The 26250-nt window shown below is 72.3% G+C and carries 22 protein-coding genes and 1 riboswitch; of the genes, 8 read left to right on the forward strand and 14 right to left on the reverse strand.

The features are described 5' to 3' along the window. Positions 1-196: 196 nt before the first annotated feature. Entirely contained in the window at positions 197-1156 is a 960-nt protein-coding gene (locus tag DSZ44_RS14430; RefSeq protein ID WP_110853335.1) for a hypothetical protein, read from the forward strand. Positions 1157-1243: 87 nt separating this feature from the next. Here DSZ44_RS14430 and DSZ44_RS14435 read toward each other — a convergent pair whose 3' ends face one another. Both DSZ44_RS14435 and DSZ44_RS14440 read right to left on the reverse strand, forming a co-directional pair. Then, positions 1244-2119 (reverse strand): sugar phosphate isomerase/epimerase family protein, encoded by an 876-nt coding sequence (locus DSZ44_RS14435; protein WP_110853336.1) that lies wholly within the window; start codon positions 2117-2119, stop codon positions 1244-1246. After that, a complete protein-coding gene (locus DSZ44_RS14440) occupies positions 2116-3279 on the reverse strand; it encodes a Gfo/Idh/MocA family protein (protein WP_110853337.1) in 1164 nt (387 codons plus the stop codon). The genes DSZ44_RS14435 and DSZ44_RS14440 overlap by 4 nt, the downstream gene beginning before the upstream one ends. Positions 3280-3433: 154 nt before the next feature. Here DSZ44_RS14440 and DSZ44_RS14445 point away from each other — a divergent pair, with 154 nt between their 5' ends. Further along, entirely contained in the window at positions 3434-3979 is a 546-nt protein-coding gene (locus tag DSZ44_RS14445) for an NADPH-dependent FMN reductase (RefSeq protein WP_110853338.1), read from the forward strand. 57 nt (positions 3980-4036) lie between these two features. Here the strand turns inward: DSZ44_RS14445 and DSZ44_RS14450 are convergent, their stop codons facing one another. The 7 genes from DSZ44_RS14450 to DSZ44_RS14480 form a co-directional block, all read right to left on the reverse strand. After that, positions 4037-5086 (reverse strand): LacI family DNA-binding transcriptional regulator, encoded by a 1050-nt coding sequence (locus DSZ44_RS14450; RefSeq protein WP_110853339.1) that lies wholly within the window; start codon positions 5084-5086, stop codon positions 4037-4039. Between the two features lie 20 nt (positions 5087-5106). Continuing rightward, positions 5107-6207 (reverse strand): sugar kinase, encoded by a 1101-nt coding sequence (locus DSZ44_RS14455; RefSeq protein WP_110853340.1) that lies wholly within the window; start codon positions 6205-6207, stop codon positions 5107-5109. A gap of 30 nt (positions 6208-6237) precedes the next feature. Beyond that, the gene (eda, locus tag DSZ44_RS14460; protein WP_110853341.1) at positions 6238-6861 is read right to left on the reverse strand and encodes a bifunctional 4-hydroxy-2-oxoglutarate aldolase/2-dehydro-3-deoxy-phosphogluconate aldolase; all 624 of its coding nucleotides are present in this window, start codon (positions 6859-6861) and stop codon (positions 6238-6240) included. Positions 6862-7036: 175 nt separating this feature from the next. Further along, a complete protein-coding gene (locus tag DSZ44_RS14465) occupies positions 7037-11176 on the reverse strand; it encodes an Ig-like domain repeat protein (protein WP_146237572.1) in 4140 nt (1379 codons plus the stop codon). 210 nt (positions 11177-11386) lie between these two features. Next, the gene (locus tag DSZ44_RS14470; RefSeq protein ID WP_110853343.1) at positions 11387-11935 is read right to left on the reverse strand and encodes a hypothetical protein; all 549 of its coding nucleotides are present in this window, start codon (positions 11933-11935) and stop codon (positions 11387-11389) included. A 56-nt stretch (positions 11936-11991) separates the two neighbouring features. Further along, complete coding sequence (locus DSZ44_RS14475) at positions 11992-13071, reverse strand: VIT1/CCC1 transporter family protein (RefSeq protein WP_502530291.1); 1080 nt, start codon at positions 13069-13071, stop codon at positions 11992-11994. Positions 13072-13156: 85 nt separating this feature from the next. Continuing rightward, positions 13157-13942: a Crp/Fnr family transcriptional regulator gene (locus DSZ44_RS14480; RefSeq protein WP_110853344.1), complete on the reverse strand. Its 786-nt coding sequence runs from the start codon at positions 13940-13942 to the stop codon at positions 13157-13159. Between the two features lie 186 nt (positions 13943-14128). Between DSZ44_RS14480 and DSZ44_RS14485 the strand changes: the two genes are divergently transcribed. Further along, positions 14129-14368, forward strand: coding sequence for a heavy-metal-associated domain-containing protein (locus DSZ44_RS14485; RefSeq protein ID WP_110853345.1), 240 nt, complete (start codon positions 14129-14131; stop codon positions 14366-14368). 69 nt (positions 14369-14437) lie between these two features. Then, the gene (locus DSZ44_RS14490; protein ID WP_110853346.1) at positions 14438-16420 is read left to right on the forward strand and encodes a heavy metal translocating P-type ATPase; all 1983 of its coding nucleotides are present in this window, start codon (positions 14438-14440) and stop codon (positions 16418-16420) included. A gap of 15 nt (positions 16421-16435) precedes the next feature. On the opposite strand, the gene DSZ44_RS14495 is transcribed toward DSZ44_RS14490, so the two are convergent. Then, positions 16436-17539 (reverse strand): Gfo/Idh/MocA family protein, encoded by a 1104-nt coding sequence (locus tag DSZ44_RS14495; protein ID WP_258369551.1) that lies wholly within the window; start codon positions 17537-17539, stop codon positions 16436-16438. Further along, positions 17437-17769, reverse strand: a complete 333-nt coding sequence (locus DSZ44_RS18385; protein ID WP_181424660.1) for a YtxH domain-containing protein — start codon at positions 17767-17769, stop codon at positions 17437-17439. Before DSZ44_RS18385 ends, DSZ44_RS14495 begins: the two co-directional genes overlap by 103 nt. Before the next feature lie 90 nt (positions 17770-17859). Between DSZ44_RS18385 and trpS the strand changes: the two genes are divergently transcribed. After that, positions 17860-18984 carry a tryptophan--tRNA ligase gene (gene trpS / locus DSZ44_RS14500; protein ID WP_110853347.1) on the forward strand — a complete coding sequence of 375 codons (1125 nt, stop codon included), beginning with the start codon at positions 17860-17862 and terminating at the stop codon, positions 18982-18984. Between the two features lie 120 nt (positions 18985-19104). After that, positions 19105-20340 (forward strand): saccharopine dehydrogenase family protein, encoded by a 1236-nt coding sequence (locus DSZ44_RS14505; protein ID WP_110853348.1) that lies wholly within the window; start codon positions 19105-19107, stop codon positions 20338-20340. Positions 20341-20430: 90 nt separating this feature from the next. On the opposite strand, the gene metE is transcribed toward DSZ44_RS14505, so the two are convergent. Beyond that, entirely contained in the window at positions 20431-22824 is a 2394-nt protein-coding gene (gene metE / locus DSZ44_RS14510) for a 5-methyltetrahydropteroyltriglutamate--homocysteine S-methyltransferase (protein ID WP_110853349.1), read from the reverse strand. Further along, positions 22821-23714: a methylenetetrahydrofolate reductase gene (locus tag DSZ44_RS14515; protein ID WP_258369546.1), complete on the reverse strand. Its 894-nt coding sequence runs from the start codon at positions 23712-23714 to the stop codon at positions 22821-22823. Before DSZ44_RS14515 ends, metE begins: the two co-directional genes overlap by 4 nt. A 31-nt stretch (positions 23715-23745) precedes the next feature. Next, positions 23746-23839, reverse strand: a riboswitch (SAM riboswitch). A 212-nt stretch (positions 23840-24051) separates the two neighbouring features. Between DSZ44_RS14515 and DSZ44_RS14520 the strand changes: the two genes are divergently transcribed. Together DSZ44_RS14520 and DSZ44_RS14525 are read left to right on the forward strand one after the other, a co-directional pair. Further along, on the forward strand, positions 24052-24516 hold the full coding sequence (locus DSZ44_RS14520) for a hypothetical protein (RefSeq protein ID WP_110853351.1): 465 nt from the start codon (positions 24052-24054) through the stop codon (positions 24514-24516). A gap of 134 nt (positions 24517-24650) precedes the next feature. Further along, positions 24651-25106: a hypothetical protein gene (locus tag DSZ44_RS14525; protein WP_146237573.1), complete on the forward strand. Its 456-nt coding sequence runs from the start codon at positions 24651-24653 to the stop codon at positions 25104-25106. 47 nt (positions 25107-25153) lie between these two features. On the opposite strand, the gene DSZ44_RS14530 is transcribed toward DSZ44_RS14525, so the two are convergent. Further along, positions 25154-26149: an endonuclease/exonuclease/phosphatase family protein gene (locus tag DSZ44_RS14530; protein ID WP_146237574.1), complete on the reverse strand. Its 996-nt coding sequence runs from the start codon at positions 26147-26149 to the stop codon at positions 25154-25156. Positions 26150-26250: the final 101 nt, after the last annotated feature.

A 26250-nucleotide genomic window follows, 5' to 3' on the forward strand; every position in this document is an offset into this window, starting at 1 on the left:
CCTCGCCCGCCTCGCAGGCGCAGGCGCGCCCCTCTCGACATCGTGTGGGTTTCGCGTTCTCTGAGAGCGCGGAACCCACACGGTCTTTTTCCGGGCCAGGGAGGGACCGCTCCACAGGTCCGTCCGGCGTACCTCACGTCCACGGCGTCACCGGCGTCCGCACCGCGGCGGCCGTCCCCTGCTGGACGCTGCCGCCATGACGCCCGACCGTCGGCGGATCAACCGCATGGCAGGACAGAACTGGTTCGTCCTCACACGCTCCCAGCTCGAGGAGAGCGGCGTCTCCGACACGTGGATCCGCTCTCAGGTCGATCACCGCATCTGGCGCCGGGCCTACCCTGGCGTCTACATCACCCACGCCGGTCACCCGACGTGGGACACCCGGGTCGTCGCCGCCCTGGCGTACGCGGGCAAGGGAGCAGCGCTCTCTCACGCCACGGCCGGGGACTGGTGGTTCAAGAACGATGCCACCCGTGCCCAGCGAGTGTCGAACACGGTGGAGATCAGCGTGCCCGCCCGCAGAACGGTGATCGCCCAGCGCGGGCTGCGGATCCACCGCCGCCGTTCGGTCCCCGCCGTCTGGGAGGGCCGGATCGCGGTGACGACCGCAGCAGAGACCGCCGTCGACCTCGCCTGCCGCGCGAAGAAGGAGGACGACGTCGTCGGCGTGCTCACGCGCGCCCTCCGTGTCGCTGAGCCGGCCGACATCAGAGCTGCCGTCGCCGGGCGGTCACGAGTCCGCCGTCGGGAGCTGCTCCTCGACATCCTCACCGACGCCACGGCGGGCATGGAGTCACCCCTCGAACGGCACTACCACCGTGACGTCGAGGTCGACCACGGGCTTCCGGTGTCGGAGCTCCAGGTGCGCGAGCAGCTCGCGGGGTCCCGGATCCGCGCGGACTGCCGCTACCGCAGGTGGCAGGTGCGAATCGAGCTCGACGGCAAGCTGGCACACCCGGGCGGGCGCACCGACAAGGACACGTGGCGCGACAACGCAGCACTGCTCGCCTCCAGGGAGGTGACGCTGCGGTACCGCTGGACGCACGTCGTGGGGACCCCGTGCCGCACGGCCCAGCAGGTCGTCGACGCACTCCGCCTCGGCGGTTGGAAAGGCCAGCCACGCAGGTGCGGACGGCCCGGATGCCAGGTGCACTGACGCCACTCTGCAGACCGTGTGGGTTTCGGACTCCCTGGGAACCCGAAACCCACACGATCGTGAGGAGGGTGTGACGACGGCGCGCCCCTACAGGTACGGGTGGACGAGGCGCTGGTAGCGGTCGGCCATGGTGGTGACGACCTCGTCGCCGGGGGTGTCCCAGACGGCCTGGTTGAAGATCTCCACCTCGACGTCGCCGGTGTAGCCGGCCTCGGCCACCCACCGGGTGATCGTGGGGAAGTCGACGTAGCCGTCGCCCATGTACCCGCGGGAGAGCAGGGAGTCGTCGGCCAGGGGCAGCACCCAGTCGCACACCTGGTAGCCCGCCAGCCGCCCCTCGGCGCCGGCCCGGGCGATCTGCGACTCCAGCTTCGGGTCCCACCACACGTGGTAGGTGTCCACGACCACCCCGACCGTCTCCGCGGGGAAGTCCGCGGCGAGGTCGAGGGACTGCTCGAGCGTCGAGAGCACGCCACGGTCGGCGGCGAAGATCGGGTTCATCGGCTCGAGGACGAGCCGCACGTCGTGCTCGGCCGCGACGGGCACGAGCTCCCCGATGCGGTCGGCCACCCGCTGACGCGTGGCCACGAGGTCGCGGTCGCCGTCGGGCCGCGCGGCGCGCCCTGGCTCGGGGCACGCGGGAAGCCCGCCGACCACCATGACGAGCTCCCGGGTCCCCAGGGTCGCCGCCTCGACGATGGCGGCGCGGTTGTCCTCCAGTGCCGCCCGCTGCCCGTCGGCGTCGACGGCCGTGAGGAAGCCGCCCCGGCACAGCGAGGAGACCCGCAGACCGGCCTCGCGCACCACCGCGGCGGCTCGCTCGAGGCCCGCCTCCGCGACCCTGTCACGCCACAGCCCCACCGCGCCGAGCCCGGCCCGCGCCGCGACGTCCACGGCCTCCTCGAGGGTCAGGGCCTTGGTCGTCGCGGTGTTGAGGGAGAGCCGGGACAGGTCCGCGCTCACAGGGTGAGCTCCGGGATCTCCAGGCGCCGCCCCTCGGCGGAGGACTGGAGGCCGAGCTCGGCGAGCTGCACCCCGCGCGCGGCGGAGAGCAGGCCGTAGCGGTGGGGGCGGCCGGCGACGACGTCGCGGAGGAACTCCTCCCACTGCAGCTTGAAGCCGTTGTCGAGGTCGGCGTTGTTCGGCACCTCGAGCCACTGGTCGCGGAAGGGCTCGGTGACGGGCAGGTCGGGGTTCCACACCGGCTTGGGCGTGTGCGCGCGCTCCTGGGCCACGCAGTTGCGCAGGCCGGCGACGGCGGAGCCGCGGGTGCCGTCGACCTGGAACTCGACGAGCTCGTCGCGGAAGACGCGCACCGCCCAGGAGGAGTTGATCTGGGCGACGACGGGGTCGCCGTCCGGGGTGGTGACCTCGAAGATCCCGTACGCGGCGTCGTCGGCGGTGGCGGTGTACTCCTTGCCCTGCTCGTCCCAGCGGGTGGGGATGTGGGTGACGGCCTTGGCGGTCACGGCGTCGACCTTGCCGAGGATGCCCTCGAGGACGTAGTTCCAGTGGCAGAACATGTCCACGACCATGCCGCCGCCGTCCTCCTTGCGGTAGTTCCAGCTCGGACGCTGGGCGGGCTGGACGTCGCCCTCGAAGACCCAGTAGCCGAACTCACCGCGCAGGGACAGGATGCGGCCGAAGAAGCCCTGGTCGACGAGACGGCGGAGCTTGACCAGGCCCGGCAGGTAGAGCTTGTCGTGGACGACGCCGGCGGTCACGCCGGTCTCCTGGCCCAGGCGGGCGAGCTCGACGGCCTCCTCGAGGGACTCGGCCGTGGGCTTCTCGGTGTAGACGTGCTTGCCGGCCTTCATCGCAGCGGTGAGCGTGGCCTTGCGCAGCGAGGTGAGCTGGGCGTCGAAGTAGATGTCGACGCTCGGGTCGTTCATCACCGAGTCGACGTCGGTGGTCCAGTGCTCGACGCCGTGACGCTCGGCGATCTCGCGGACCGCTCCCTCGCGGCGCCCGACGAGGATCGGTTCCACCTGCACCCGGGTGCCGTCCTCGAGGAGGAAGCCGCCGGCGTCGCGAATCGGGAGGACCGAGCGGACGAGGTGCTGGCGGTACCCCATCCGGCCGGTGATGCCGTTCATCGCGATCCGCAGCGTACGCGTGGTCATGTGCTCTCCAATGAGACGTGCCGGTATGGCGGACAACTGGGGGGAATGCGCTTTCCAACTTACTCAGCGGCACTCTCCGCTGTCAAGGCCGTGAACCTGGTCACATGTCGACGATTTCGGGAACAATGTTGAAGGTTCATCTATTGACGGTCGCATGAGCACTCAGAAGATCGGCGTCATCGTCAGCTCCACCCGCCCCACCCGCGTCGGCGACAAGGTCGCGCAGTGGGTCGCCTCCATCGCCCCCGAGGGCACCGAGGTCGAGGTCGTCGACCTGGCCGAGGTCGACCTGCCCTTCCTCGTCGAGCCCGAGCTGCCCGCCACCGGCAACTACACCCTCGCCAGCACCGTGGCCTGGTCCGAGCGCATCCGCTCCTACGACGGCCTCGTCATCACTGTCCCGGAGTACAACGCCGGCTACCCCGCGGTCCTCAAGAACGCGATCGACTCCCTCCACGCGGAGTGGAACGGCCTGCCGATCGGCGTCGTCGGCTACGGCTGGGGAGCCGCCGCCGGTGCCGCCCGCCAGCTCGGCGAGGTCCTCGACCGCGTCAAGGCCGTGCACCTGCCCGGCCCGGGCCTCAGCTTCGGGCAGGACCTCACGCCCGAGGGCGAGATCCTCGAGGCGGCCCCCGCCGAGGACGTGCAGGGCCTCTACAACCAGGTCCTCACCGCGGTCCGCGAGAAGGTGACCGTCTGAGCGGCGTCTGACCCCCTCACGTGAGGCGGTGGCCCGACGCGGGCCACCGCCTCCGTGCTACCGGGCGGGGGTGGACTCGCGCAGGACGACCTCGCCGGTGACCGTGACGAGGTCAGGTGCCTCGCCATCCCCCAGCGCGAGGGCGGTGGCCTGACGGCCGATCTCGACCATGTCGATCCGCACGGTGGTGAGGGTGGGCGTGACGTCCCGGAGCGCGAAGATGTCGTCGAAGCCGGCAAAGGCCATGTCACGGGGCAGGACCAGGCCCGCCTCGCGGGCCGCCGTCATGGCGCCCAGGGCCATGACGTCGTTGACGGCGAAGACGACCTCGACGTCGAGCTCGCGGCGCATGAGCTCGACCATCGCCTCGTGCCCGCCGTCACGGACGAAGGGCGAGGGGATGATCGCCTCCGCAGCCACGGGGGCACCGAGCTCGGCCAGCGCCGCGCAGAAGCCCCCGCGCCGCTCGGCGGCCGTGAGGTGCCGTTCGGGTCCGCCGAGGACGGCGAAGCGCCGGTAACCCTGCCCGTGCAGCGCGCGGGCCAGGGCCGCGGACGCCCCGCGGTTGTCCACGTGCACCGCCTTGACGCCGAGGATCGGCTGGCCGACCATCGCCGCCGCTCCCCCGCGCTCCTGGTAGGCGGCCAGGGCCTCGCGCAGCCGCTGGTTCGCCTCGTCGTCGTCCTGCCGGCCGCCGACGACGATGATCGAGCGCGCCCTCAGGTTCTGCAGGGTCTGGATGAAGCCCACCTCGCGCTCGGCGTCGTGCTGGGTGTTGGCCAGGGTGACCGCGAGCCCGGCGGTGTCGGCCGCCTCCGTGACGCCGGCGGCGATGGTGGAGAAGAACGGGTCGGCGATGTCGTGGACGATGAGGCCCAGCGTCGCCGTCTTGCCGCGGGCCATCGCCTGGGCGTTGGCGTTGGGCGAGTAGTTGAGCCGAGCCGCGGCGCCGAGGACGCGTTCGCGCAGGTCAGCGCGCACGGAGCGGTTCGTGCTGCCGTTGATGGCGCGCGAGGCGGTGGCGAGCGAGACACCGGCCTCCCGGGCGACGTCGCTCAGCGTCGCCGCCCGCCCGTTGCCCGCGACAGTGGTGCGGGTGGATGTCATCGAAGGCTCCTTCGGTGCCGTCAGCGCTGCACTCGTGCGCTGCCGCCGGCAGCGAGCTTGAGGACCTCGGCCTTGGTCACCATCGAGGTGTCGCCCGGGGTCGTCATCGCCAGCGCTCCGTGCGCCGCACCGTACTCTACTGCGGTGGCCACCGACTCCCCGGAGATCAGGCCGTAGACGAGGCCGGAGGCGAAGGAGTCCCCGCCGCCCACACGGTCGAGGATCTCCAGACGCTCCCGGTGGGTGGCCTGGGCGAAGCCCTCGTCCTTCGACCACGCGATCGCGCCCCAGTCGTTGACCGTCGCCGTGTGCACGCTGCGCATCGTCGTGCCGATGACCTCGAAGTTCGGGTAGGCCGCCTGGACGTTCTCGATCATCGCCCGGAAGCTCGCGACGTCGAGGTCGGTGAGGTTCTCGTCCACGCCCTCGACCTCGAAGCCGAGGGAGGCGGTGAAGTCCTCCTCGTTGCCGATCATCACGTCGATGTGGTGGGCGATCTCGCGGTTGACCTCCTGCGCGCGGGCCTGCCCGCCGATGTCCTTCCACAGGCTCGGCCGGTAGTTGAGGTCGTAGGACACGACCGTGCCGTGCCGCTTCGCGGCCTCGACGGCGGCCAGCACCACCTCCGCGGAGGTGTCGGACAGGGCGGCGTAGATCCCGCCGGTGTGCAGCCACCGCACCCCGAGCTCACCGAAGACGTGGTCCCAGTCCACGTCCTGCGGTCGCAGCTGGGAGGCGGCGGTGTGCCCGCGGTCGGACACCCCCACCGCGCCGCGCACGCCGAAGCCGCGCTCGGTGAAGTTCAGCCCGTTGCGCACGCTGCGCCCGATGCCGTCGGAGGGCACCCAGTGGATGAGGGCGGGGTCGACCCCGCCGGTGAGGATGAAGTCCTCCACCAGCCGGCCCACCTCGTTGTCCACGAGGGCGGTCAGCACCCCGGCGCGCAGCCCGAAGGCGCGGCGCAGGCCGCGGGCGACGTTGTACTCGCCCCCGCCCTCCCACACGCGGAAGCTGCGGGCGGTGCGGATGCGTCCCTCGCCCGGGTCGAGCCGGAGCATCACCTCACCGAGGGACAGCACGTCGTAACGGCACTCGGCGGCGTCGCGGATCTGCAGACTCAACGGGTTCTCCTTGGATCGGGCCGACGACGGTCAGCGGGCCAGGGCGACGGCGTCGGCGACCATGGCGGCGACGTCGTCGAAGCGGCCGGCGGCGATCGCGTCACGGGGCACCATCCAGCTGCCCCCGACGGCCGCGACCGCGGGCAGCGCGAGGTACTCGGCGAGGTTCGTCGGTCCGATGCCGCCGGTGGGCACGAACCGGACCCCGCCGAAGGGTGCCGACAGCGCCTTGATCGCGGCGGCGCCACCGGACGTCTCGGCGGGGAAGAACTTCACGGTCGAGAGGCCGGCCTCGAGCGCCGCCTGGACCTCCGTGGCGGTGACCGCACCGGGCAGGGCGAGCACACCGCGTGCCGCGCAGCGCTCGACGACGGCGCGTGAGAAGCCGGGGGACACGACGTAGCGCGCTCCGGCGTCGACGGCCTCGTCAACCTGCGCGGGGGTCAGGACCGTGCCGGCACCGACGAGGACGCGACCGTCGCTCGCCATCTCCGCGATCGCCGCGGCGGCGGCCGCCGTCCGGAAGGTGACCTCCGCGACCGGCAGGCCGCCCTCGGCGAGGGCGCCGGCCAGCGGACGGGCGTGCGCGGCGTCGTCGAGGACGACGACGGGCACGAGCCGGGTGGCGGCAAGCTGGTCGAGCGTCTCGGACATCGCCGGTCTCCTTCGTCTGCCGCGCTCGGCGCGGCCGTCTCGTCGCTGAGTCGCAGCCCGTCGGTGGTGCTGCGATGCCGTTCAAACGGTAGCAGAAAGCGCTTCCCGCAGGAAGGTTCCGAGCAGGACCGAGGCCCTGCACCCTATCGGTGCAGGGCCTCGGCAGTGCTGCTGGTCAGCGACCCCAGATGGTGTCGATGTCCAGACCCGGCAGGTAGCCGTGGTCACCGCTGTACGTCGCCGTGAGCAGGGTGAGCCCCCGCACCGGCGGCAGCTGCACCTCGACACTGCCGTCCTCACCGACCGGCACCGTCCCGACGACGCGGAACCCGGCGGTCACGGTGACGGTGCCCGTGGGGGTCGGCGCGCCGCCCCGCCCGGACACGTCGACCGTGATCTCCGGGGTGCTGCCGCGAGGCACCCGCGAGTCCGCGTCGATGTCCACCCGCGAGAGGGCGGGCAGGACGACGTAGGTGGCGGCCCGGCTGGCCGACTCCGTGAAGCCGTCACTGCCGGGGAACACGGCCGTGAGGCGGTGCACGCCCGCGGGCAGGTCCCGCGGCAGCGCCACCGACGCCCGGCCGTCGGGCCCGAGCTCGCCGGTGGCGACGACCTCGCCGTCGGCGTGGATCTCCACCGTCCCCGACGGCGTCCCGGAGTCGGCGGCGACGGTGACCCGCGCCGTCGTCTCCGTGCCGTAGGTGGTGAGCTGGCGGGACAGGCTCAGCGACGTCGTCGTGGCGACGTCCTCCTGCGGCGCGGCCGGGACGGAGACGACGAGGTCGCGCATCCGCCCGGTGTTGTCGAAGGAACCGAAGCCGATCTGACCGGAGTCGAAGGTCGTGTCGGTCGCCGTCATGAGCGGCGTGTCGTGCCCGTCGACCCACACGGCGATCTCGCCGCTGCCGGCGCAGTGGACGACGCGCACGTCGTGCCACTCCTCGTCGGTGATGGCCGGGGGCGCGCCGACCGACCCGTCCCACTGGTGGTCGATCCGCTCCCGGTCCTTGTTGTTCACCTTGAAGATGCCGTTGTGCGCGTAGATCGTGTTGTCCTGCGAGATGTGCGCGTAGTAGTACTCGGTGTCGGACTGCCAGCCGAAGACGACGATGATGTCCCGGTTGTTGACCGACGACGGAGCGTCGAGGCGGACCTCCGCGTCGATCTGGACCGACTCGTACTCGCGGTCGTCGAGGATCGCGTACTCGAACGGGCGACGGATGCCGTCGTTCGGGTTGTCCCCCGCCTCGGTGAGGATGACCTGGTCACCGGGGAAGTCCCACTTCGAGGGCGTCCGCGGGGTCCAGCTCTCCCCGGCCATGAGGTCCGTCTCGGACTCCTCGAAGGTGCACGACGGCGCCGGCGGCGGCTCGACCGGCTCGACGCCGAACCCGGCGTACAGCTCGGCCATCTCCTCGGCGGTGGGCACCGTGTCGAGGAAGGTGAGGTCGTCCATACGGCCGTTGAACGGATTACGCTCCGCGGTGTCCTGCGGGAAGCTGCCACCGATCTTGATGCCGTTGGGGAGCGTGTCGGAGGTCGGGCCCGAGCCCCACCTGTTGTCCGCCGTGTACTCGCCCTCGAGCTCCTCACCGTTCATGTAGAGCTTCATCTCGCCCTCGACGTAGTCGAACGTCGCGGCGAGGTGCACCCACTGGTTACGCTCGAGGATCTCGTCCCACGGCATGTCGGCCGCGAAGGTCCAGGAGCTGCCGTCGTCGAGACGCCGGCCCAGGGCCACGAGACGTTGCTCGCCGCCCACGTCGATGATCTCGAGCAGGGCCCGCACGCCGTGGCCGTCGGAGTTGCCGGACAGGACGCCGGCGAGACCGATGGCGTTGTAGCGGTCGTCGGGGTCGGCCGACTCGCTGTTGGGCGCGGGCAGGTCGCCGGTGCGCTTGAACCAGCCCATGACGCTGATCTGCTCGGCGCCGGCGAAGGCGTCGAGGGTCTCGACACCGTCCGGGTCGTAGATGCCGGCCTTCCAGTCGTCGTTGGACCTCTCGCCCGGGCTCAGCTGCTGGGTCTGCAGCGCGCGGCCCGCGCCGGGGTAGGCGGCGTCGGCGACGCGCTGCAGGGCGCCACCGTTGATAAGCTCGATGTCGGTGCCGGAGAAGCCCTGGTCGTCCTCCCAGGCAGGGTTGCCCTCGACGGGGTTGTCGAAGGTGTAGTGGGCGACGACGTTGTCCTCCTCGACCTCGCGCGCACCGGTGACGGTCCAGACCTTTCCGTCGGCCTTGGACACGAGGTAGAGCTCGCCCTCGGCGTCGGCGCCGAAGCGCAGGTCGACCCGCTGGTGGCCGACGAGCTCCTGGAAGGTCGTCTCCTCACCGTCGTGGAAGACGCGGAGCTGCTCGATGGTGGCGAGGTCCTCGATGTCACCGTCGTTGCGGACCATCTCGTCGGCCTCGGTCGACAGCACCCACCCACGCACGATGTCCGTGAACAGGTATTTGCCCTGGAGCTCCTCGATCTCACCCCGGTAGACGAACCCGCCGTTGACGGCCACGCCCGCGTCACCGGTCTGGCCGGGGTCGCGGTTGTGGTCGTAGGCGGCCACCGGGTACGTGAACCCGAGCTCGGCGTCGTTCTCCGGGAGCGGGTAGATCTGGCGGTTCTCGGCGAGGAAGGGCCCCTCGCGGACGGACCAGCCGAAGTTGTCCCCCGGCTCGACCTCGTAGATCGACTCGACCTGCCACTCGCCGATGTGGCCGAGGTACATCTTCCCGGTCTCGGTGTCCCAGCTGATGCGGTGCGGGTCGCGCATGCCGACGGCGTAGATCTCCGGCAGCGCGCCGTCCTCGTCGAGGAACGGGTTGTCCTCGGGGATGCCGTACTCTCCGTTGGCGCTGTCGTCGCCCAGCGGGTCGATGCGGAAGATCTTGCCCTGCGGGGTGGACAGGTCCTGCGGGTTGTTGTTGCCCACGCCGTTCCCGCCGTCGCCGACGAGGATGTAGAGGTTGCCGTAGTCCGCGTCGCCGGGCTCGGCGGTCCAGTTGAAGGCGATCTGCTGGACGGTGTGGACGCGTCCACCGAAGGGCACGCGCATCAGCTCGCGGCTCGTGCCCTCGAAGGTCTCGGCGCTCGGGTCCGTGGCGGTCCACTCGGTGATGACGCTGTGGAAGCCGGTGTTGCCGAACGCCGGGAAGTCGGGGGTGTCCTCGGTCAGGGCGGAGCCGGCCTCGGTGTGGACGGTGTAGAAGATGCCGTTCTCGGCGAACTCCGGGTGGAACTCGACGAAGCCGAAGCCGGTGCCGAGGCCCGCGTGGTTGTGGAAGTTGTCGATGAACTGGTCGCGGACGTTGAGGTAGGCGGTGTACTCGCCCGAGTCCTCGTCGACCATGTAGAGGATCTCGTTCATGTCCGGGACCGCGAGACGGCCGGAACCGTCCGGCACCTCGTCGAGGTGGGTGATGCGGTTGTGCCGGATGAGCCGCTGGTCCTGGGTCTCAGGGGTCGTCTGCGACTCGGGGAGCTGGACGAGCTCCTCGACCTCGATGCCGAGGGTCGACAGCTCGGGGTCGGGAAGCGGGTTGAGGAGGGGCTGGGCCGCCACGTCGGCGACCTCGCAGTCGGCAGGGTTGCCGGTGGGGTTGTCGAGGTTGGCACCGGCCGTGTCGACCGCGACGTCGTCGAGCATGAGACGGCCGGCGCTGTTGGCGCCGTTGATCCAGAAGAAGCGGTCGAGGGGACCGTCGACGGGAGCGCGGAAGCCGAACGTCTGCTCGGCACCCTCGGGGAGCCGGGTCTGCTCCTCGTACGGGCCGCCCTGGCTGTAGACGGTGACGCGGTCGGTCGCGTTGTCGGCGACGATCCACACGCACTGCCACACGTCCTCGGACCACGTGCCGGCGGTACGGAACTGGCCGCCGTCGCGCACGAGCAGGGTGTCGTTGTTCTGGTTGTTAACGTACGCGCGGCTGTGGGCGTAGTCGGAGGGGTCGTCGTTGTCGGTGATGCCGAAGGAGGTGTCGGCGTTCGCGTCACGCCGGATGCGGAAGAACACCGTGCCGGTGTCCCCCTCCTCGATCGGTGCCACCGCGCGGTGAGCGCGGTGACCGTTCCCCGTCATCTCCAGGACACGGTTGTTCTGGTTCACAGGGTCGGGGATCACGGTGGCAGCGGAGGAGGCCGTCCAGCCGTCCTGGCCGTCGAGGGCACCGGTGGTGTAGCCCTCGAAACTGAGGATCTCGGTGAACCCGGGTTCCTCGGTCTGCGCTCCGGCGGGGGCCGCGAGCAGCGTCGCGCACATCGCCATGCCCGTCGCCGCTGCCGTCACCGCCCTGCGTCTGGTCGGTCGCCGTTCAGACGTCATCGTCACGCTCCTTCGTTGGTAAGCGCTTTCTCTGGCAATCAACCACGCTAGTCCCGCCTCGGCGCGCCGAGCATCCTGCGAAAGAACGACGAATCGAATCGTCGGGCTCAGGGCCGTGCTCGGCGTGTGCGCCAGCTACTTGCGTGTGGACTTTGAGACCTCAGAGGTCGAAAAGTCCACACGCAAGGCGAGAGAGCCGAGCGAGCCGCGTCAGCTAGATCGGCCGTACCCGAAGACGTGCGCGCTGACGACGTCCACCTCCCGGCGAGGGTGGCCGAAGAACGAACCGACTCGCTGGACAACACGGGCGAACGGCCGCTCTCGGCGCGCTCCCGACTCGTTCCAGTTCGCGTTGGGCACGATGAGGAAGAGGTGCTGCGCGTTTGGTGAAATGTGCGCTTTCCAAAGGTCCTTGAGGTCGTGATTGTTCGTCGTCGTGCCTCCGCGCTCGACCTCCGCAAGAACCCCTCGCCCGTGCTCCAAGGGGTAGTAGAAGTCCGGCCGGGCTCGTGTGACGAACCCGTCACCGGGTTCGATCACGACCTCCTCGTCGAAGCCCAACCGCTCCCGCAGCAGCTCAGACACGATGCGCTGCACGGCCATGCTCTGCGCACGATGAATATGGACGGCGTCGATGTCGTCCGTGCGGTCGACGAGGTGATCACTGAGGTCGGCGGCGAGGGCGTCCACTCGCTCGAGTTCACTCACCTCGGCGGCGCTGAGCGAGTGGCGCACGAAACGCTCATGCTCCTTCGCCACGAAGCTGAGCTTCGCAGCTGCGCCCTCGAGAAGCTAGTCGGGCGTCGACATGGACGTCAGCTCACCGTCGTCCCGAAGGCCAGCCCCAGGAGGTAGGTGACGGCCGCGGCGCCATATCCGATGGCCAGCTGGCGCAGGGCGCGCTTCAGCGGCGGAGCGCCGGAGAGCACGCCGACAACGGCGCCGGTGAGCAGGAGCGCCGCGCCCACGATGACGGCGGCGGCCACGACCGCCGTCGTCCCGGAGAGCCCGAAGATCCACGGCAGCACGGGCAGCAGGGCGCCTGAGGCGAAGAAGCCGAAGCTCGAGAGCGCCGCGCTCACGCCCGTGCCGATCTCCTCGTAGTCCGGCTCGGCGTCCTCGGCGCGCCTCGGCTCGGTGGCCGAGAGCACCTCGCGTGCCCGGTCCTCCGCAGCATCCGGGCTCATGCCGCGAGCGCGGTAGACGAGCGCGAGCTCGTTGGCGTCGACGTCGAGGTGCGGGATGGCCTCCTGGGCGCGCGGGTCGGGGATGGAGGCCTCGAGCAGCTCGCGCTGCGAGCGCACCGAGACGTACTCCCCCGCCGCCATCGACAGGGCCCCGGCGAGGAGGCCGGCGAGGCCGGTGAAGAGGACGGTCTGCGCCGCCACCCCCGTGGCGCCGATGCCGAGGACGAGGGCAAGGTTGGAGACGAGACCGTCGTTGGCACCGAAGACGCCGGCGCGGAACATCCCGGACATGCGGCTCCGGCCCCGGGTGGCGAGGGAGCGCACGACCTCCCCGTGGATCTGCTCGTCGGCCACCATCGCGGACGTCGCGTCGTCGTCGCCGGCGTAGCCGGAGCGCGCCTCGGCGCGCTGCGCGAGGGCGAGGACGAAGACGCCCCCGAAGCGGCGGGCGAGCCAACCGAGCACCCGGGTGCGCACCGCCCCGCGCTTGGGGTGGCCGACGTGGTGCCCGAGCAGCTCTCGCCAGTGCTCCTCGTGGCGGCGCTCGGCCTCGGCGAGCTCGAGGAGGATCGCCCGCTCCTCACCCTCGCGCCGGCGGGCGAGGTCACGGTAGACGGCGGCCTCGGCGCGCTCGTCGGCCAGGTAGCGCCGCCAGCGGCGCACCTGCGCGCGGGTCGGTTCGGGACGGTTCGTCGGACTCACGGGCACCAGCCTCACAGGGTTCCCCACCGTGGGGAAACGAGGCCCGCCTTCCCTGACGCCCCAGGTTCGGGCGCCCTCACACCGGAGCGGCTCACGTGTCGCCGGCGGCCTCGTTCACGAGGCGGCCTCTGTCCAGAAGCGCGGTCCAGCGGCGCCCGGAGTCGATGATGCCCTCCTTCTTCCAGCGGCTCATCACCCGGGAGACCGACTCCGGCGTCGAGCGTGCGAGCCCCGCGAGATCGGAACGGGACAGCGGGACCTCGAGCATCACGGCCCCGTCACCGCTGGCCTCGCCGAGCTTGTCGGCCAGGCGCAGCAGGACCGTCGCCACTCGCTGCGGGACGGTGTCGGTGCTCTGACCGCCGATGTCGGAACGGGCACGAGCCAGACGCGCGGCCACGTCCTCGAGGACCCGCAGGGCCACCCGGGGGTGCTCGACGAGCACCTCGCGGAAGTCGTCCTGGTCGATGCGCAGCGTGCACGAGCCCACCAGCGCCGTCGCGGTGTGCGAGTGGTAGGGCTCGCCGAGCGTCCCCATCGCCCCGAAGAGCTCACCCGGCACCAGGATGTCCGCGACCGTCTCCGTCCCAGCAGCGGTCACCTGGGAGAGCTTCACGCGTCCCTCGGCGACGACGTAGAGGGCGGACGCCGGCTCACCGGCCCGGTAGAGGGAGCTTCCCGCGGCCCACGAGGAGGTCCGCATCCGCCGGTCGATGCCGAGGATGGCGTCCTCGCTCAGGCCCTGGAAGTAGAGCGCCCGGGACAGCACCCGCACCCGCACCGGTAGCGGGCACCGGTGCGGGAGCGTGATCTCCCGCAGCGGGATCGTGCGCCGTCCCGATGCCGCTGGCGGCTGCGCCGCGCCCTGGGACGACATGTCGATCCTCCCTCCGGCCACTACTCCGGTCGCTGCAGGTCCTGTCCGCAGGCTAACGGGCCCGGGGAACCGTGCGGGGGACCTTGCGACTGATTGACGGCCGTCATGTTCCCTTCCGCCGAGCCTTCATACGTTGGTGAGTGCCGCGAGGGAAGCGCCCTCACAGCGAAGAAAGGAACACACACCATGACCACCACCAGTGGAACCGTCACCCGCTCCGTCTTCCGCGCCGAGGGCTTCAGCTGCCCCAGCTGCGTCACCGCGATCGAGAAGCAGGTCGGTCGCCTGAAGGGGGTCCAGGAGGTGTCGGTGAAGTTCGCGTCTGGCCGCGTCGAGGTCGACCACCTCCCCGACGTGACGACCACGGACGAGATCGTCAACGCCATCGGCAGGGCCGGCTACAAGGCTGCGCTGTCGGCCTTCTGACGCCTCGCCCCCACCCGGCGGCCGGGCCATTCTGCCCGGCCGCCACGACCCATCCCGAAAGGCACCGCCATGAACGTCCTGACCCGCTGGTCACGCACCCCCGGGGCAGCCCCTGCCGCCGCGGGCGCACTCATTGCCGCCGCCGCCGTCGCCTCCTTCTCGGCAGGCGTCAACCCCTTCTCCAGCAGCCACGCGGGCGGCGGTGCAGGCACCACGGCGGCACTCACCGCCTCCCACGTGCTCATGACCACCGCGGCCGTGGTCGCCGGCCTCCCGATCCTCCTCAGGGCCGTGCGGGCGCTGCACCACCGCACCGTCGCCATCGACCTCCTGGTCTCGGTCGCGGCGATCGGCGCGCTGGTCATCGGTGAGGTGTGGGAGGCCGCCGCGGTGACCTTCCTCTTCTCCGTCGGTCACGCCCTCGAGGCCGGCACCATGAACAGGACCCGCTCGGCCCTCGCCGAGCTCGTCGCCGCCGCCCCCGACGTCGCCGTCGTGCTGAGGGACGGCAAGCAGGTCGAGGTCTCCTCGGTCGAGGTGGCACCGGGTGAGACCGTCCTCGTCAAGAACGGTGCGCAGGTGCCCGTCGACGGCGTCGTGACGGGAGGCGCCGCGGCGCTCGTCGAGGCGTCCATCACGGGCGAGTCCATGCCCGTGGAGAAGACCGAGGGCGACCTCGTCTTCGCCGGCACCGTCTCCAGCGGCGGCGTCCTGCAGGTGCGGGCCACCGGCGTGGGCGCCGACACGACGCTCGCCCGCATCATCCACCGGGTCGAGGAGGCACAGGACGCCAAGGCGCGGTCGCAGACGTTCCTCGAGAGGTTCTCCGCCTGGTACACCCCCGCGATCATCGTGCTGGCCCTCACCACCACCCTGGTGACCGGTGACGTCGTCCTCGCCCTCACCCTCCTCGTCATCGGGTGCCCCGGCGCCCTCGTCATCTCCATCCCCGTGGCGATCGTCGCGGGCGTCGGTCGCGGCGCCAGGGACGGGGTCCTCATCAAGGGTGGGGAGCACCTCGAGGTGAGCGCCCGCATCGACACCGTCGCGCTGGACAAGACCGGCACCCTCACCGAGGGCAGGCCGCACCTGACGGACGTCGTCGTGCTGGCCCCGGGTCTGAGCCGAGCCGACGTCCTCACCTGGGCAGCACGCGCCGAGGCCGGGTCCGAGCACCCCCTCGCCCGTCCGGTCATCGACACGGCTTCCGCCGAGGGCCTCCCGGTGAACGGGCTCCCCGAGCGCACCGATCCCGTGCCCGGCAAGGGCATCGTCGCGACGCTCGACGGCCACCGGGTCGCCGTCGGCAACCTGCCCCTGCTCACCGACGAGGGGATCACCGACGACCGTGGCGCGGCCGCCGAGGTCGACCGGCTCGCCGGTCTCGGCCGCACCCCGATGGTCGTCACGCTCGACGGCGACGTGGTCGGCGTCGTCGCGGTGGCCGACCGGGTGCGGGCGGAGGCGCGGGAGATGGTCGTCCGGCTCCACGACGCGGGGATCACCAGGGTCGTCATGCTCACCGGTGACAACCGCCGCGTCGCCGAGGCGGTGGCCGTCGACGTCGGCGTGGACGAGGTCCGGGCGGAGCTGCTGCCCGAGGACAAGGTCGCCGCCGTCATGGAGCTCCAGGCGGACGGGCGCGTGGTCGCCATGGTGGGCGACGGCGTCAACGACGCCCCCGCGTTGGCCACCGCGGAGATCGGGATCGCGATGGGGGCCGCCGGCACGGGCGTGGCCATCGAGACGGCGGACATCGCCCTCATGAACGACGACCTGCTCAGGGTGCCGCTGGCCCTCAGCCTCGCCCGGCGCACCGTATCGGTCATGCGACTGAACATCAGCATCGCGCTGGCCACGGTCGGTGTGCTCCTCGCCGGGGTCCTCGCGGGCGGCGTCACGATGGCGGTGGGCATGCTCGTCCACCAGGCCTCGGTGCTCGCGGTCATCCTCAACGCGATGCGCCTGCTCCGCCGCCGCGACGACGGCGCGGGCACGACCACCGCGCCCCGGACCGCCCGCGTCACGACGACGCAGGCGCAGCCGGTCTGACCGCGACGGGGAGGGTCACACCCGCCGGTGGATGCCCTCGACGAGCTCGACGACGGCGAGCGCGTCCCGCGGGTCGACCGGCAGCGGTCCGCCCTCGAGGAGGGCAACTGCCAGCAGTCCGTAGAAGTCCTGGTAGCGCCCGGGCTCGCTCGGCACCGGCCGGGAGCCCTCGGCGGTGACGAGCCGGCCGTCGTCGCCGTGGCCGTACCCGGGCGCAGAGGGACGCGTGCCGGCGGCCAGCTGAGCCTCCTGCCCGTCACCCGTCACCGTGACGAACGTCGCGTCCGTGCCGACGACGCGCAGCCGCGGGCCGGGGTCCGCCGTCGTCGTGCTCACCCGGATGTGGGAGCGGACGCCGCCCGCGTGGGCGAGGGAGACGAACGCGTCGTCGTCCGCCCCGCCGCGGACGGCGTCGAGCTCGGCGTGGACGTCGGTGACCGGGCCGAGAAGCGCGAGGGCCTGGTCGAGGAGGTGGGAGCCGAGGTCGAAGAGGACCCCGCCGCCCTCCCGCCAGGTGGCGGCCGCTTTCCACGGCTTGGTCTCGGCCGTCTTCCACCGTTCCAGGCGGGACTCGAGGCGCCGCACCCGCCCGAGGGCGCCGTCCGCCAGCAGCCGCTGCAGGGTGAGGAACTCGCTGTCCCACCGGCGGTTGTGGAAGACGGTCAGCGGCAGGCCGAGCGCCTCCGCGTGCTCGATCAGCGTGCGCGCCTGCGCCGGGTCAGGACCCAGCGGCTTGTCGACGACGACGGCGCAGCCGGCGTCCAGCGCGGCCGTCGCGACCGCGACGTGCGTTGCGGGCGGGCTCGCGACGACGACGAGGTCGGGTCGCGCCGCCAGCGCCTCGGCAGGGTCGGCGACGACGCGCGCCCGCGGGTGCAGGCGCGCGGCGTCGGCCGCCCGGCCGGGGTCCGAGGTGACGACGAGGTCGAGACTGAACCGTGCGTCGTCGGTGATGAGCGGCCCGTGGAAGACCCGCCCCGCGTGGCCGAAGCCGACGAGGGCGGTGGAGAGAGCCGTCAGAGCTCGGGCTGCGGCTGGGTCGGACGCATGGAGCCGCCGACGCCGGTCTGCGAGGCGTCCCCGGTGCCCGAGGAGCCCGAGGAGCCGGAGCCCGAGGATCCGCCCATGCGGCTCTTGACGGTGCCGGTGACCTTGTCGGTCACCGCGGAGGCCTTGTCCTTGGCCACCTCGCTGACCTTCTCCTCGACCTTGTTCACGCTGGACTGCACCTTGGGGTTGTCCCACACGTGCTGGCTGGCGGACTTGATCTTCTCGAACTGCTGGCGGCCCGCCCGTGCACCGAGCACGTAGCCGACACCGGCCCCGACGAAGAACGAGAGCTTGCCCATGAACGTCCACCTCCGTGAGTGATGTGTGGGGCACCACCCTAGGGTCGGACGCGCCGCCGCGCGCGTTCCGGGCACGACTAGGATCGCCGGGTGAGTACCGAGCAGAACGCCGACGCCCCCGTCTCGGACGCGCTGGCGGAGTCCACGTCCGACGCCTCCCTCGACCGCACGCGGGCCCGCTCCCAGGCGATCGAGGCGGAGATCGACGCGAACCCCTCGCGGTTCCGCGTCCTCACCGGGGACCGGCCCACCGGCAACCTCCACCTGGGCCACTACTTCGGGACCCTGGCGAACCGGGTGGCGCTGCAGGACCGGGGCGTGCAGACGTGGGTGCTCGTCGCGGACTACCAGGTCATCACCGACCGGGACGCGGTGGGCGAGATCCAGGACCGCGTGCTGTCGCTCGTCGCGGACTACCTCGCCATCGGCATCGACCCGGCGCGCTCGACGATCTTCACCCACTCGACCGTGCCGGCGCTCAACCAGCTCATGCTGCCCTTCCTCTCCCTCGTCACCGACTCCGAGCTGCGCCGCAACCCCACGGTGAAGTCGGAGTTCGAGGCCACGGGCGGGCGGCCGATGTCCGGGCTGCTCCTCACCTACCCGGTGCACCAGGCCGCCGACATCCTCTTCTGCAAGGCCAACCTCGTGCCCGTGGGCAAGGACCAGCTGCCCCACCTGGAGCAGACGCGCATCATCGCCCGCCGCTTCGACGAGCGCTACGGCCGCGCCGAGGCGGACCGCCCGGTTTTCCCGCAGCCGGAGGCGCTGCTGTCCGCCGCGACGAACCTGCTCGGCACCGACGGGCAGAAGATGAGCAAGTCCAAGGGCAACACCATCGAGCTCGGGATGGACGCCGACACCACGGCCAAGCGGCTGAAGAAGGCCGTCACCGACGCCGACCGGCACATCACCTACGACCCGGCCGGGCGTCCGGAGGTCTCCAACCTCGTCCTCCTCGCCGCGCTCGCCAGCGGCCGCGACCCGCACGAGGTCGCCGCGGAGATCGGTGACGGCGGGGGCGGCACCCTCAAGCGCGTGGTCACCGAGGCGGTCAACGAGCACTTCGCGCCCATCCGCGCCCGCCGCGCCGAGCTCGTGGCGGACCCGGGCTACCTGCGCCAGGTGCTCGACGAGGGCAACGAGCGCGCCAACGCCGTCGCCGAGGCGACCCTGGCCGAGGTCCGCACCGCGATGGGCATGATCTACACCTGACCCCCCGTCCCCGTCCCCGTCCCCAGGGTCGCAGGTGGTGGCTCGGACGACGGCGGAGGGCGCCGGAGCGTCGTCGCACCCACCAATTGCGAAGTTGGGGGTGGGACCTAGCCTCGACCTATGAGTGCGCCTACCCCTGACCGGGCGCTGGACGTCGTCGTCTACGGCGCCAGCGGATTCGTCGGACGGCTCGTGGCCGAGTACCTCGCGGAGCACGCGCCCGGCACCCGGGTGGGGCTGGCGGGCCGCTCGCGCGAGCGTCTCGAGCAGGTGCGGGACGGCCTCGGCCCCACCGCGGCCACGTGGCCCGTGGTCGTGGCCGACGCCGAGGACGACGCCGCGCTCACCGAGCTCGCCAGGTCCACGCGCGTCGTCGTCACGACGGTGGGCCCCTACAGCCGCCACGGCATGCCACTCGTGCGTGCCTGCGCGGAGGCCGGGACCAACTACGCCGACCTCGCCGGTGAGGTCCTGTTCATCCGAGAGACCTCCCAGCGGCTGCACGCCACCGCGCAGCGCACCGGCGCCCGGATCGTCCACTCGTGCGGCTTCGACTCCGTCCCCTCCGACCTCGGCGCCTACCTCACCGCCGAGCGGGCGCGGGCCGACGGCGCGGGCGAGCTGCTCGCGACCACGCTCGCCGTCCGCGAGGTCTCCGGTGGCATCAGCGGCGGCACGATCGACTCGATGCGCATCCAGGTGGACGCCGGCCGGGACCCGGAGAACCGGCGTATCCTCGCCGACCCGTACGCGCTGGTCCCGGACCGGGCCGACGCACCCGACGTCGACCAGCACACGCCGTCGCAGCCCTTCCGCGACGGGCAGACCGGCACGTGGGTGACGACCTTTCCCATGGCCGCCTTCAACAGCCGAATCGTCCACCGCAGCAACGCGCTCAGCGGCTGGCGCTACGGCCGCGAGCTCCGCTACCGGGAGGTCATGGACCTCGGTCCCGGCACCCGTGGACGACGCCGCGCCCAGGCGCTGGCCCTCGGCACCGGGGCCGCCGTCGGCGTCATGGCCTTTCCGCCCACCCGGTGGGTCGCGGACCGCGTGCTCCCCTCCCCCGGCGACGGCCCCGACGAGGAGACCCGTCGCAACGGCCACTTCCGCATGGAGGTGCTCGCCCGCACGACGTCGGGGGCGACCTACCGCACCGTCGTCGCCGCCCAGGGGGACCCGGGCTACGCGGCGACGTCGGTCATGATCGGCGAGTCCGCGCTCGCCCTCGCCCACGACGGGTCCCGCCTGCCGGGCGGCGGCGGGGTCCTCACCCCGGCGACGGCGCTGGGCAGCGTCCTGGCTGACCGCCTCGTCGCGGCAGGCTTCGAGATCACCACCGAGCGCCTCGGGTAGGCCCGGGAGGGAGAGGTGTGCTGGAGACGTTCAGCTGAGTCACCGGGTGACTCAGCTGAACGTCTCCAGCACACACCCCCTCCCGCGCGCTCAGGACAGGCGCGCCCGCACCTTCTGCGTCGCTGCCACGAGGTGGCGCAGGCTGGGCTCGACCTCGTCGTAGCCGCGCGTCTTGAGGCCGCAGTCGGGGTTGACCCACAGCAGCTGCGGGGGCACCGACTCCGCCGCGAGCGCCACGAGCTCGGCGACCTCCTCCTCGCTCGGCACGCGGGGGGAGTGGATGTCGTAGACACCCGGTCCCACACCTCGGGCGAAGCCGGCGGCCTGCAGCTCGGGCAGCACCTCCATGCGCGAGCGCGCCGCCTCGATGCTCGTCACGTCCGCGTCGAGCGCGTCGATCGCGCCGATGACCTCACCGAACTCGGAGTAGCACAGGTGGGTGTGCACCTGGGTGGCAGGTGCGGCAACCGCCGTCGCCAGCCGGAACGCACCCACCGACCACTCCAGGTACGCCGCGTGGTGCTCCGCACGCAGCGGCAGCAGCTCGCGCAGCGCGGGCTCGTCGACCTGGATGACGCCGATGCCCGCGGCCTCGAGGTCGGCGACCTCGTCGCGCAGAGCGAGCGCCACCTGCGCCGCGGTGTCCGCCAGCGGCTGGTCGTCGCGCACGAAGGACCACGCGAGGATCGTCACGGGCCCGGTGAGCATGCCCTTGACCGACTTGTCGGTGAGCGAGGCGGCGTACCGGGACCACTCGACGGTGATGGGCGCGGACCGCGCCACGTCACCCCAGAGGATCGAGGGCCGCGTGCACCGCGTCCCGTAGGACTGCACCCAGCCGTTCTGGGTGACCGCGAAGCCCTCGAGGTGCTCCGCGAAGTACTGGACCATGTCGTTGCGCTCGGGCTCCCCGTGGACGAGCACGTCCAGGCCCAGCTCCTCCTGCAGCCGCACCACACGGGCGATCTCCTCGCGCATGGCGGCCGTGTACGCCTCCGCGCTCAGCTCGCCGCGGCCGTACGCGGCCCGCGCCCGGCGGATCTCGACGGTCTGCGGGAAGGAGCCGATCGTCGTCGTCGGCAGCGGCGGCAGGTCCAGGACCTCGGCCTGCGCGGCCGCACGCTCGGCGAAGGGTGCACGGCGACGGTCGGCCTCGGTGAGCGCGGCGACCCGGTCACGGACCTCGGCCCGGCGCACGCCGGGGTGCTCGAGTCGGCTGCGACGGCGGTCGGCGGCGGTCGCGAAGGCCTCCTGCGCGGCGTCGCGCCCCTGGGTGAGCGCGGTGGCGAGCGCGAGGACCTCCTCCACCTTCTGGTCGGCGAAGGCGAGCCAGCTGCTCAGCTGCGGGTCCAGCGTCGTCTCCGCGCCGACGTCGTAGGGCACGTGCTGCAGCGACGTCGAGGTGGCCACGCACAGGCCGCCGTCACGCGCAGCGCCGGGCCGCAGCCCCGCCTCGAGCTCCTGGAGCCGCTCGAGGGCGCCGTCCAGGTCGGTGCGCCACACGTTGCGTCCGTCGATCGCCCCCGCCACGACGACGGCGTCACCCAGCTGCGAGAGCACCTCACCGGATGGCACCGTGCCGCGGACGAGGTCGATGCCCACGGCCTCGACGCCTGCACCGGCCAGGATCGGGAGCGCGTCCTCCGCGGGGCCGTAGGCGACCGGCACGAAGAGGGCGGGCCGCTCGGGCCGCGTCGTCTCGGCCGCCAGCACGGTGTAAGCACGCTCGACGGCGGCCAGCACCCGCTCGCGGGGCACGCCCCAGTCCACGGCGAGCGCCGGCTCGTCCAGCTGCACCCACGGTGCCCCGACGTGCGCCAGCGCGTGGAGCAGCTCGACGTAGGCGGGCAGGACGTCCTCGAGGCGGTCCAGCGGCGTGAAGTCCTCCGGAGGGGCGGTTGCGGGCACCGCGCCGTCGCCCGGGTCCCCCTCGGCCACGGCCTTGCTCAGCAGGAGGAAGGTCACGGGACCGACGATGACCGGCCGCGTGGTCACCCCCTCCGCCGCCGCCTCCAGGAAGCACTGCTGGACGCGGTCGTCGGCGAGCCGGAAGCGGGTCCGCGGGCTGATCTCGGGGACGAGGTAGTGGTAGTTGGTGTCGAACCACTTCGTCATCTCCAGCGGGGGACGCTCGCCGGCTCCCCGGGCCAGGGTGAAGTACCCGGGCAGGTCGAGGGCGCCGTCGTCGTCGAGGAGGTGGCTGAAGCGGGGCGGGACGGCGCCGAGGGTGACGGCGGTGTCGAGCACCTGGTCGTAGAACGAGAAGTCGGACGGGATCGAGGCGTCGTCGGCGGCGAGGCCGAGGTCGATGAGCCGGGCACGCTGGCGACGGCGCAGCTCCGCGGCGGCGATCAGGAGGTCGTCGAGCTCGCTGCGGCCCGCCCAGAAGGACTCCACCGCCCGCTTGAGCTCGCGCCGTGGCCCGATCCGTGGGTACCCGAGGATGGTGGCGGCGGGTAGCTGGGGCGAGGTGGGGTCGGTCATGAGGTGGTCCTCGTGCTCGTGGTGGACAGCGGGCGGCGCAGGCGCTCGACGACGTCGAGAGCGGGCCGGTGCTGGTTGAAGGTGAACAGGTGCAGGCCGGGGGCGCCGGCGGAGACGACCTCCTCGACGAGCGCGGCGGTCGCGTCGATGCCGATGCGGTGGCGCTCCTCGTCGTCGGCGGCGGAGGCGAGGCGCTCGAGCAGCGCCTCGGGGACCGGGACGCCGGTGAGCTGGGCCAGGCGGGTGAGGCGCCGGGGGTCGGTCATCGGGATGATGCCGGCGACGAACGGGAGAGCCACCCCCGCGGAGCGGGCCTCCTCGACCAGGTCGACGTAGGCGGCGGGGTCGTAGAAGACCTGGGTGATGGCGAAGTCCGCGCCGGCTGCCTGCTTGTCGAGCAGGGCGACGACGTCCTGCGTGCGGGTGTGGCTGGCGCCGGCGGGATAGGCCGCCACAGCGACGCTCAGCTCCCCGGTGGTCCCGAAGCGGGCCCGCTCCACCGACCGGATGAGCGTGACGAGCTCGGCCGTGGTGTTGACCCCGTCTGGCTGCGGCACCCACTCCCGTTGGCCCGCCGGCGGGTCGCCGCGCAGGGCGAGGAAGTCGCGGACGCCGTCGTCGACGAGCTCCTCGACGAACCGCTCCAGCTCGGCACGGGTGGAGCCGACGGACGTGAGGTGGGCGATCGGGGCGACGCTCGTCTCGGTGAGGATGCGACGCACGAGGGTGCGTGAGGCGTCGCGGGTGGATCCGGAGGCGCCGTAGGTGACCGAGAAGAAGTCGGGGCCGGAGGCAGCGAGACGCTCGACCGTCTCCCACGCCGACGCCTCCCTGGCGGGCGTGCGTGGTGGGTACAGCTCGAAAGAGACCGTCGGTCGTCCATGCGGCACGGTCACGAGGCTAGCGGTGCTCAAGAAGTCTCTCCCATCGGGCCTGGCGGAAGCACCCGCACCCGTGGACCGGGGGGTTGCTGCGGCGTCGTCGAGCCAGGACTCTCGGCCGCTCTGGATGGTGGTCCCGAGCGTGGCGGCCGGCTCACGCGGCGGGCAAAGGCCATCCGGCATCCGAGACCGTGGCCGTGGTGAAGGGCCGGGGATGAGACACCTGGGCCGGTCGGTGCCGCGTAGCGTGGGTCTTGGGAAGGACTTCTGGAGGGCGGCACTGGGACGGCTCGCTGCCCGTGCGACCGGGCACGGGGACGGGGACGAGCCGGGATAGCGTCGCGGGATGGGGAGACACGCGACCATCGGCACCGCCGGCCTCGTCCTGCTCGGTGGCCTCGCCGCCGGTTGCTCGGCGCCGGGTCCCGGCGAGGCCGAGATCCAGGACTGGCTCGACGAGCGGCCGCGGGCCGTGGTGGACGATGCCGTGGCGGCGATGTCCGCAGCCGTCCCGGCGGCACGGCCGGATGCCGCCGAGCCCGCCGCCACCCTGCACATCGGCCAGCCGGCGGACGTCGCGGGCCTGCGGGCCGAGTGCCTCGGCGATGGCACGCTCCTCGTAACCATGGAGGTGCCGAACGCGGACGGGAACGAGGCCGTGGAGCTGGAGGTCGACTGCGGGGACGGGCCCCACGAGGAGTCGTTCGCGCTCCCCGGTGCGCAGAGCGCCACGGTCGACGTCTTCGGGGACGCGGACTACGTGGGCGCGGTCTACGTCGAGGTCCTCGGCGAGACCACCTCGCGGCGCTGACGTCGCGGCCGATGGGCGATCGGCCGCCCGGTGATCGACCGGGCTCGACATCCGACTCCGTCCTCCCCGCAGGTCCGGATGAGGCGACCGTGAAGTCCCACCCGGCGGCCGTCGCTGCCCAGTAGCGTGTCGCCATGAGGAGAGCCACGGCGCGTGCCGCGTGTCTCGTGCTGCTCGCGGCGCTCGTGGGGGGCTGCTCGAGCGCCGAGGTCGACGCCTCGCAGATCGGCGAGTGGATGAGCGACCACGAGCACTCGGTCGAGGACGGGCTGGGGCAGATGTCCGGCCGCGTCAGCCCCGACGACCCGCCCGCGGAGCCGGGGAGCGGCATCGCCATGGACTTCGCGGCGCCCACGCCCGTCAGCGGCGTCCGGCTCTCCTGCTTCGGCGACGACACCCTCACGTTCTTCGTCGAGGTGGTGCGCGAGGTCGGCAACGGTGTGCGGTCCGACGGCGTCGAGCACGAGGTGTCGTGCGCGGAGGGGGCCTACACCGCAGACGTCGACAGCCCGGAGGCCGACCGGATCCGGGTCGACGCCTACGGTGCCGAGCACGACGGCGCCTGGCACGCCGTCGTCCTCGCGGACTAGCTGTACTGCCTCGAGCCGCGGCAGGGTGGACGGGGTCCGGCTCGGGGCTACGTCGGGGAGATCTGGGCGACGACGGCGCGATGGTCGCTCTCGCCGACCTCGAGCACGGCGGCCGCGTCCACCGTGTAGACGTCTCCGTCCACGAGGACGTGGTCGATGTGGGCACCCAGGAGCCGGGGCAGGTGGGCCGGCCAGGTCGCCACACCAGCGACGCCGCCCTCGACGGAGGCGTCGACGCAGGACCCGATGTCCCGCATGGGCGCGTGGTCGAGGGTCGCGTTGAAGTCCCCGGCGACGATGACGCCCGGCTCGCTGCGGCACGGCTCGGTGACGGCGTCGAGGTCGGCACGCCACCGCGTCATCGCCGGTCCGGGCGCGTGCGGGCTCATCGGGTGGACGCCCACGAGGACGGGCCCGGAGCCGTCGGCCGGCTCCGCGCGGACCGCGCCGTGCGCCGTCACCGGGGCCGCGGCCTGCGTGTACTCCCCCAGCTCCTCGCTGACGAGGAGCGCCGTCGAGCTCGCGTCCCACTCCCCGGTGCGGTCGACGAAGAGCTGGAAGGCCGTGCCGGTGCGCTCGGTCAGCCCGTCGGCGATCGCCCGCGCGCTCTCCGCTGAGGTCTCCGGGAGGACGACGACGTCCGCGCCCGCGCCGTCGGCGGCGTCGGCCACCTGCTCGGGGCTGGACCCACCGCCCAGAGTGTTGAGGCTGAGCACGGTGACGGCGCCCTCGCGCGCCGCGGGCAGCGGCTCGTCACCGAGGCCGCGGTCCCAGAGCACCGCCGCGTGACCCACGCCGACGCCGAGCAGCACCACCGCGAGCAGCGTCCGTCGCGGCCACCGGCGCCCGAGCAGCGCGGCGAGGAGGACGCCGAGGAGCAGCACCCCGCCGAGCGCGACGAACCCGGCCACGAGGTAGGGCCGCATGGCGATCGCCTGCGTGACGGGGGCGTACGTCGAGATGCCCAGCCGCGCCGGGTCGAGCGTGAGCACGGCCATCGCGGCCAGGGCGAGGGTGAGCACCCAGCCGAGAAGCTTGAACACCTCGCCATTGTCACCCGCGAGCCGGCCACCTCGGCGTGGCCGGTCGGGTCCTCACACACTGCCCACAACCCCTCCCCACCGGTCGCCCACGGCGTTCACCC

The organism is Georgenia satyanarayanai, assembly GCF_900116375.1.
GTDB classification, from domain to species: Bacteria; Actinomycetota; Actinomycetes; order Actinomycetales; family Actinomycetaceae; genus Oceanitalea; species Oceanitalea nanhaiensis.

What these genes read in the sequence shown, in the direction of transcription:
- DSZ44_RS14430 (WP_110853335.1), top strand. Translation starts at nt 197, where the DNA reads ATGACGCCCGACCGTCGGCGGATCAACCGCATGGCAGGACAGAACTGG.
- DSZ44_RS14440 (WP_110853337.1), bottom strand. Translation starts at nt 3,279, where the DNA reads ATGACCACGCGTACGCTGCGGATCGCGATGAACGGCATCACCGGCCGG.
- DSZ44_RS14445 (WP_110853338.1), top strand. Translation starts at nt 3,434, where the DNA reads ATGAGCACTCAGAAGATCGGCGTCATCGTCAGCTCCACCCGCCCCACC.
- DSZ44_RS14450 (WP_110853339.1), bottom strand. Translation starts at nt 5,086, where the DNA reads ATGACATCCACCCGCACCACTGTCGCGGGCAACGGGCGGGCGGCGACG.
- eda (WP_110853341.1), bottom strand. Translation starts at nt 6,861, where the DNA reads ATGTCCGAGACGCTCGACCAGCTTGCCGCCACCCGGCTCGTGCCCGTC.
- DSZ44_RS14465 (WP_146237572.1), bottom strand. Translation starts at nt 11,176, where the DNA reads ATGACGTCTGAACGGCGACCGACCAGACGCAGGGCGGTGACGGCAGCG.
- DSZ44_RS14480 (WP_110853344.1), bottom strand. Translation starts at nt 13,942, where the DNA reads ATGTCGTCCCAGGGCGCGGCGCAGCCGCCAGCGGCATCGGGACGGCGC.
- DSZ44_RS14485 (WP_110853345.1), top strand. Translation starts at nt 14,129, where the DNA reads ATGACCACCACCAGTGGAACCGTCACCCGCTCCGTCTTCCGCGCCGAG.
- DSZ44_RS14490 (WP_110853346.1), top strand. Translation starts at nt 14,438, where the DNA reads ATGAACGTCCTGACCCGCTGGTCACGCACCCCCGGGGCAGCCCCTGCC.
- DSZ44_RS18385 (WP_181424660.1), bottom strand. Translation starts at nt 17,769, where the DNA reads ATGGGCAAGCTCTCGTTCTTCGTCGGGGCCGGTGTCGGCTACGTGCTC.
- DSZ44_RS14505 (WP_110853348.1), top strand. Translation starts at nt 19,105, where the DNA reads ATGAGTGCGCCTACCCCTGACCGGGCGCTGGACGTCGTCGTCTACGGC.
- metE (WP_110853349.1), bottom strand. Translation starts at nt 22,824, where the DNA reads ATGACCGACCCCACCTCGCCCCAGCTACCCGCCGCCACCATCCTCGGG.
- DSZ44_RS14520 (WP_110853351.1), top strand. Translation starts at nt 24,052, where the DNA reads ATGGGGAGACACGCGACCATCGGCACCGCCGGCCTCGTCCTGCTCGGT.
- DSZ44_RS14525 (WP_146237573.1), top strand. Translation starts at nt 24,651, where the DNA reads ATGAGGAGAGCCACGGCGCGTGCCGCGTGTCTCGTGCTGCTCGCGGCG.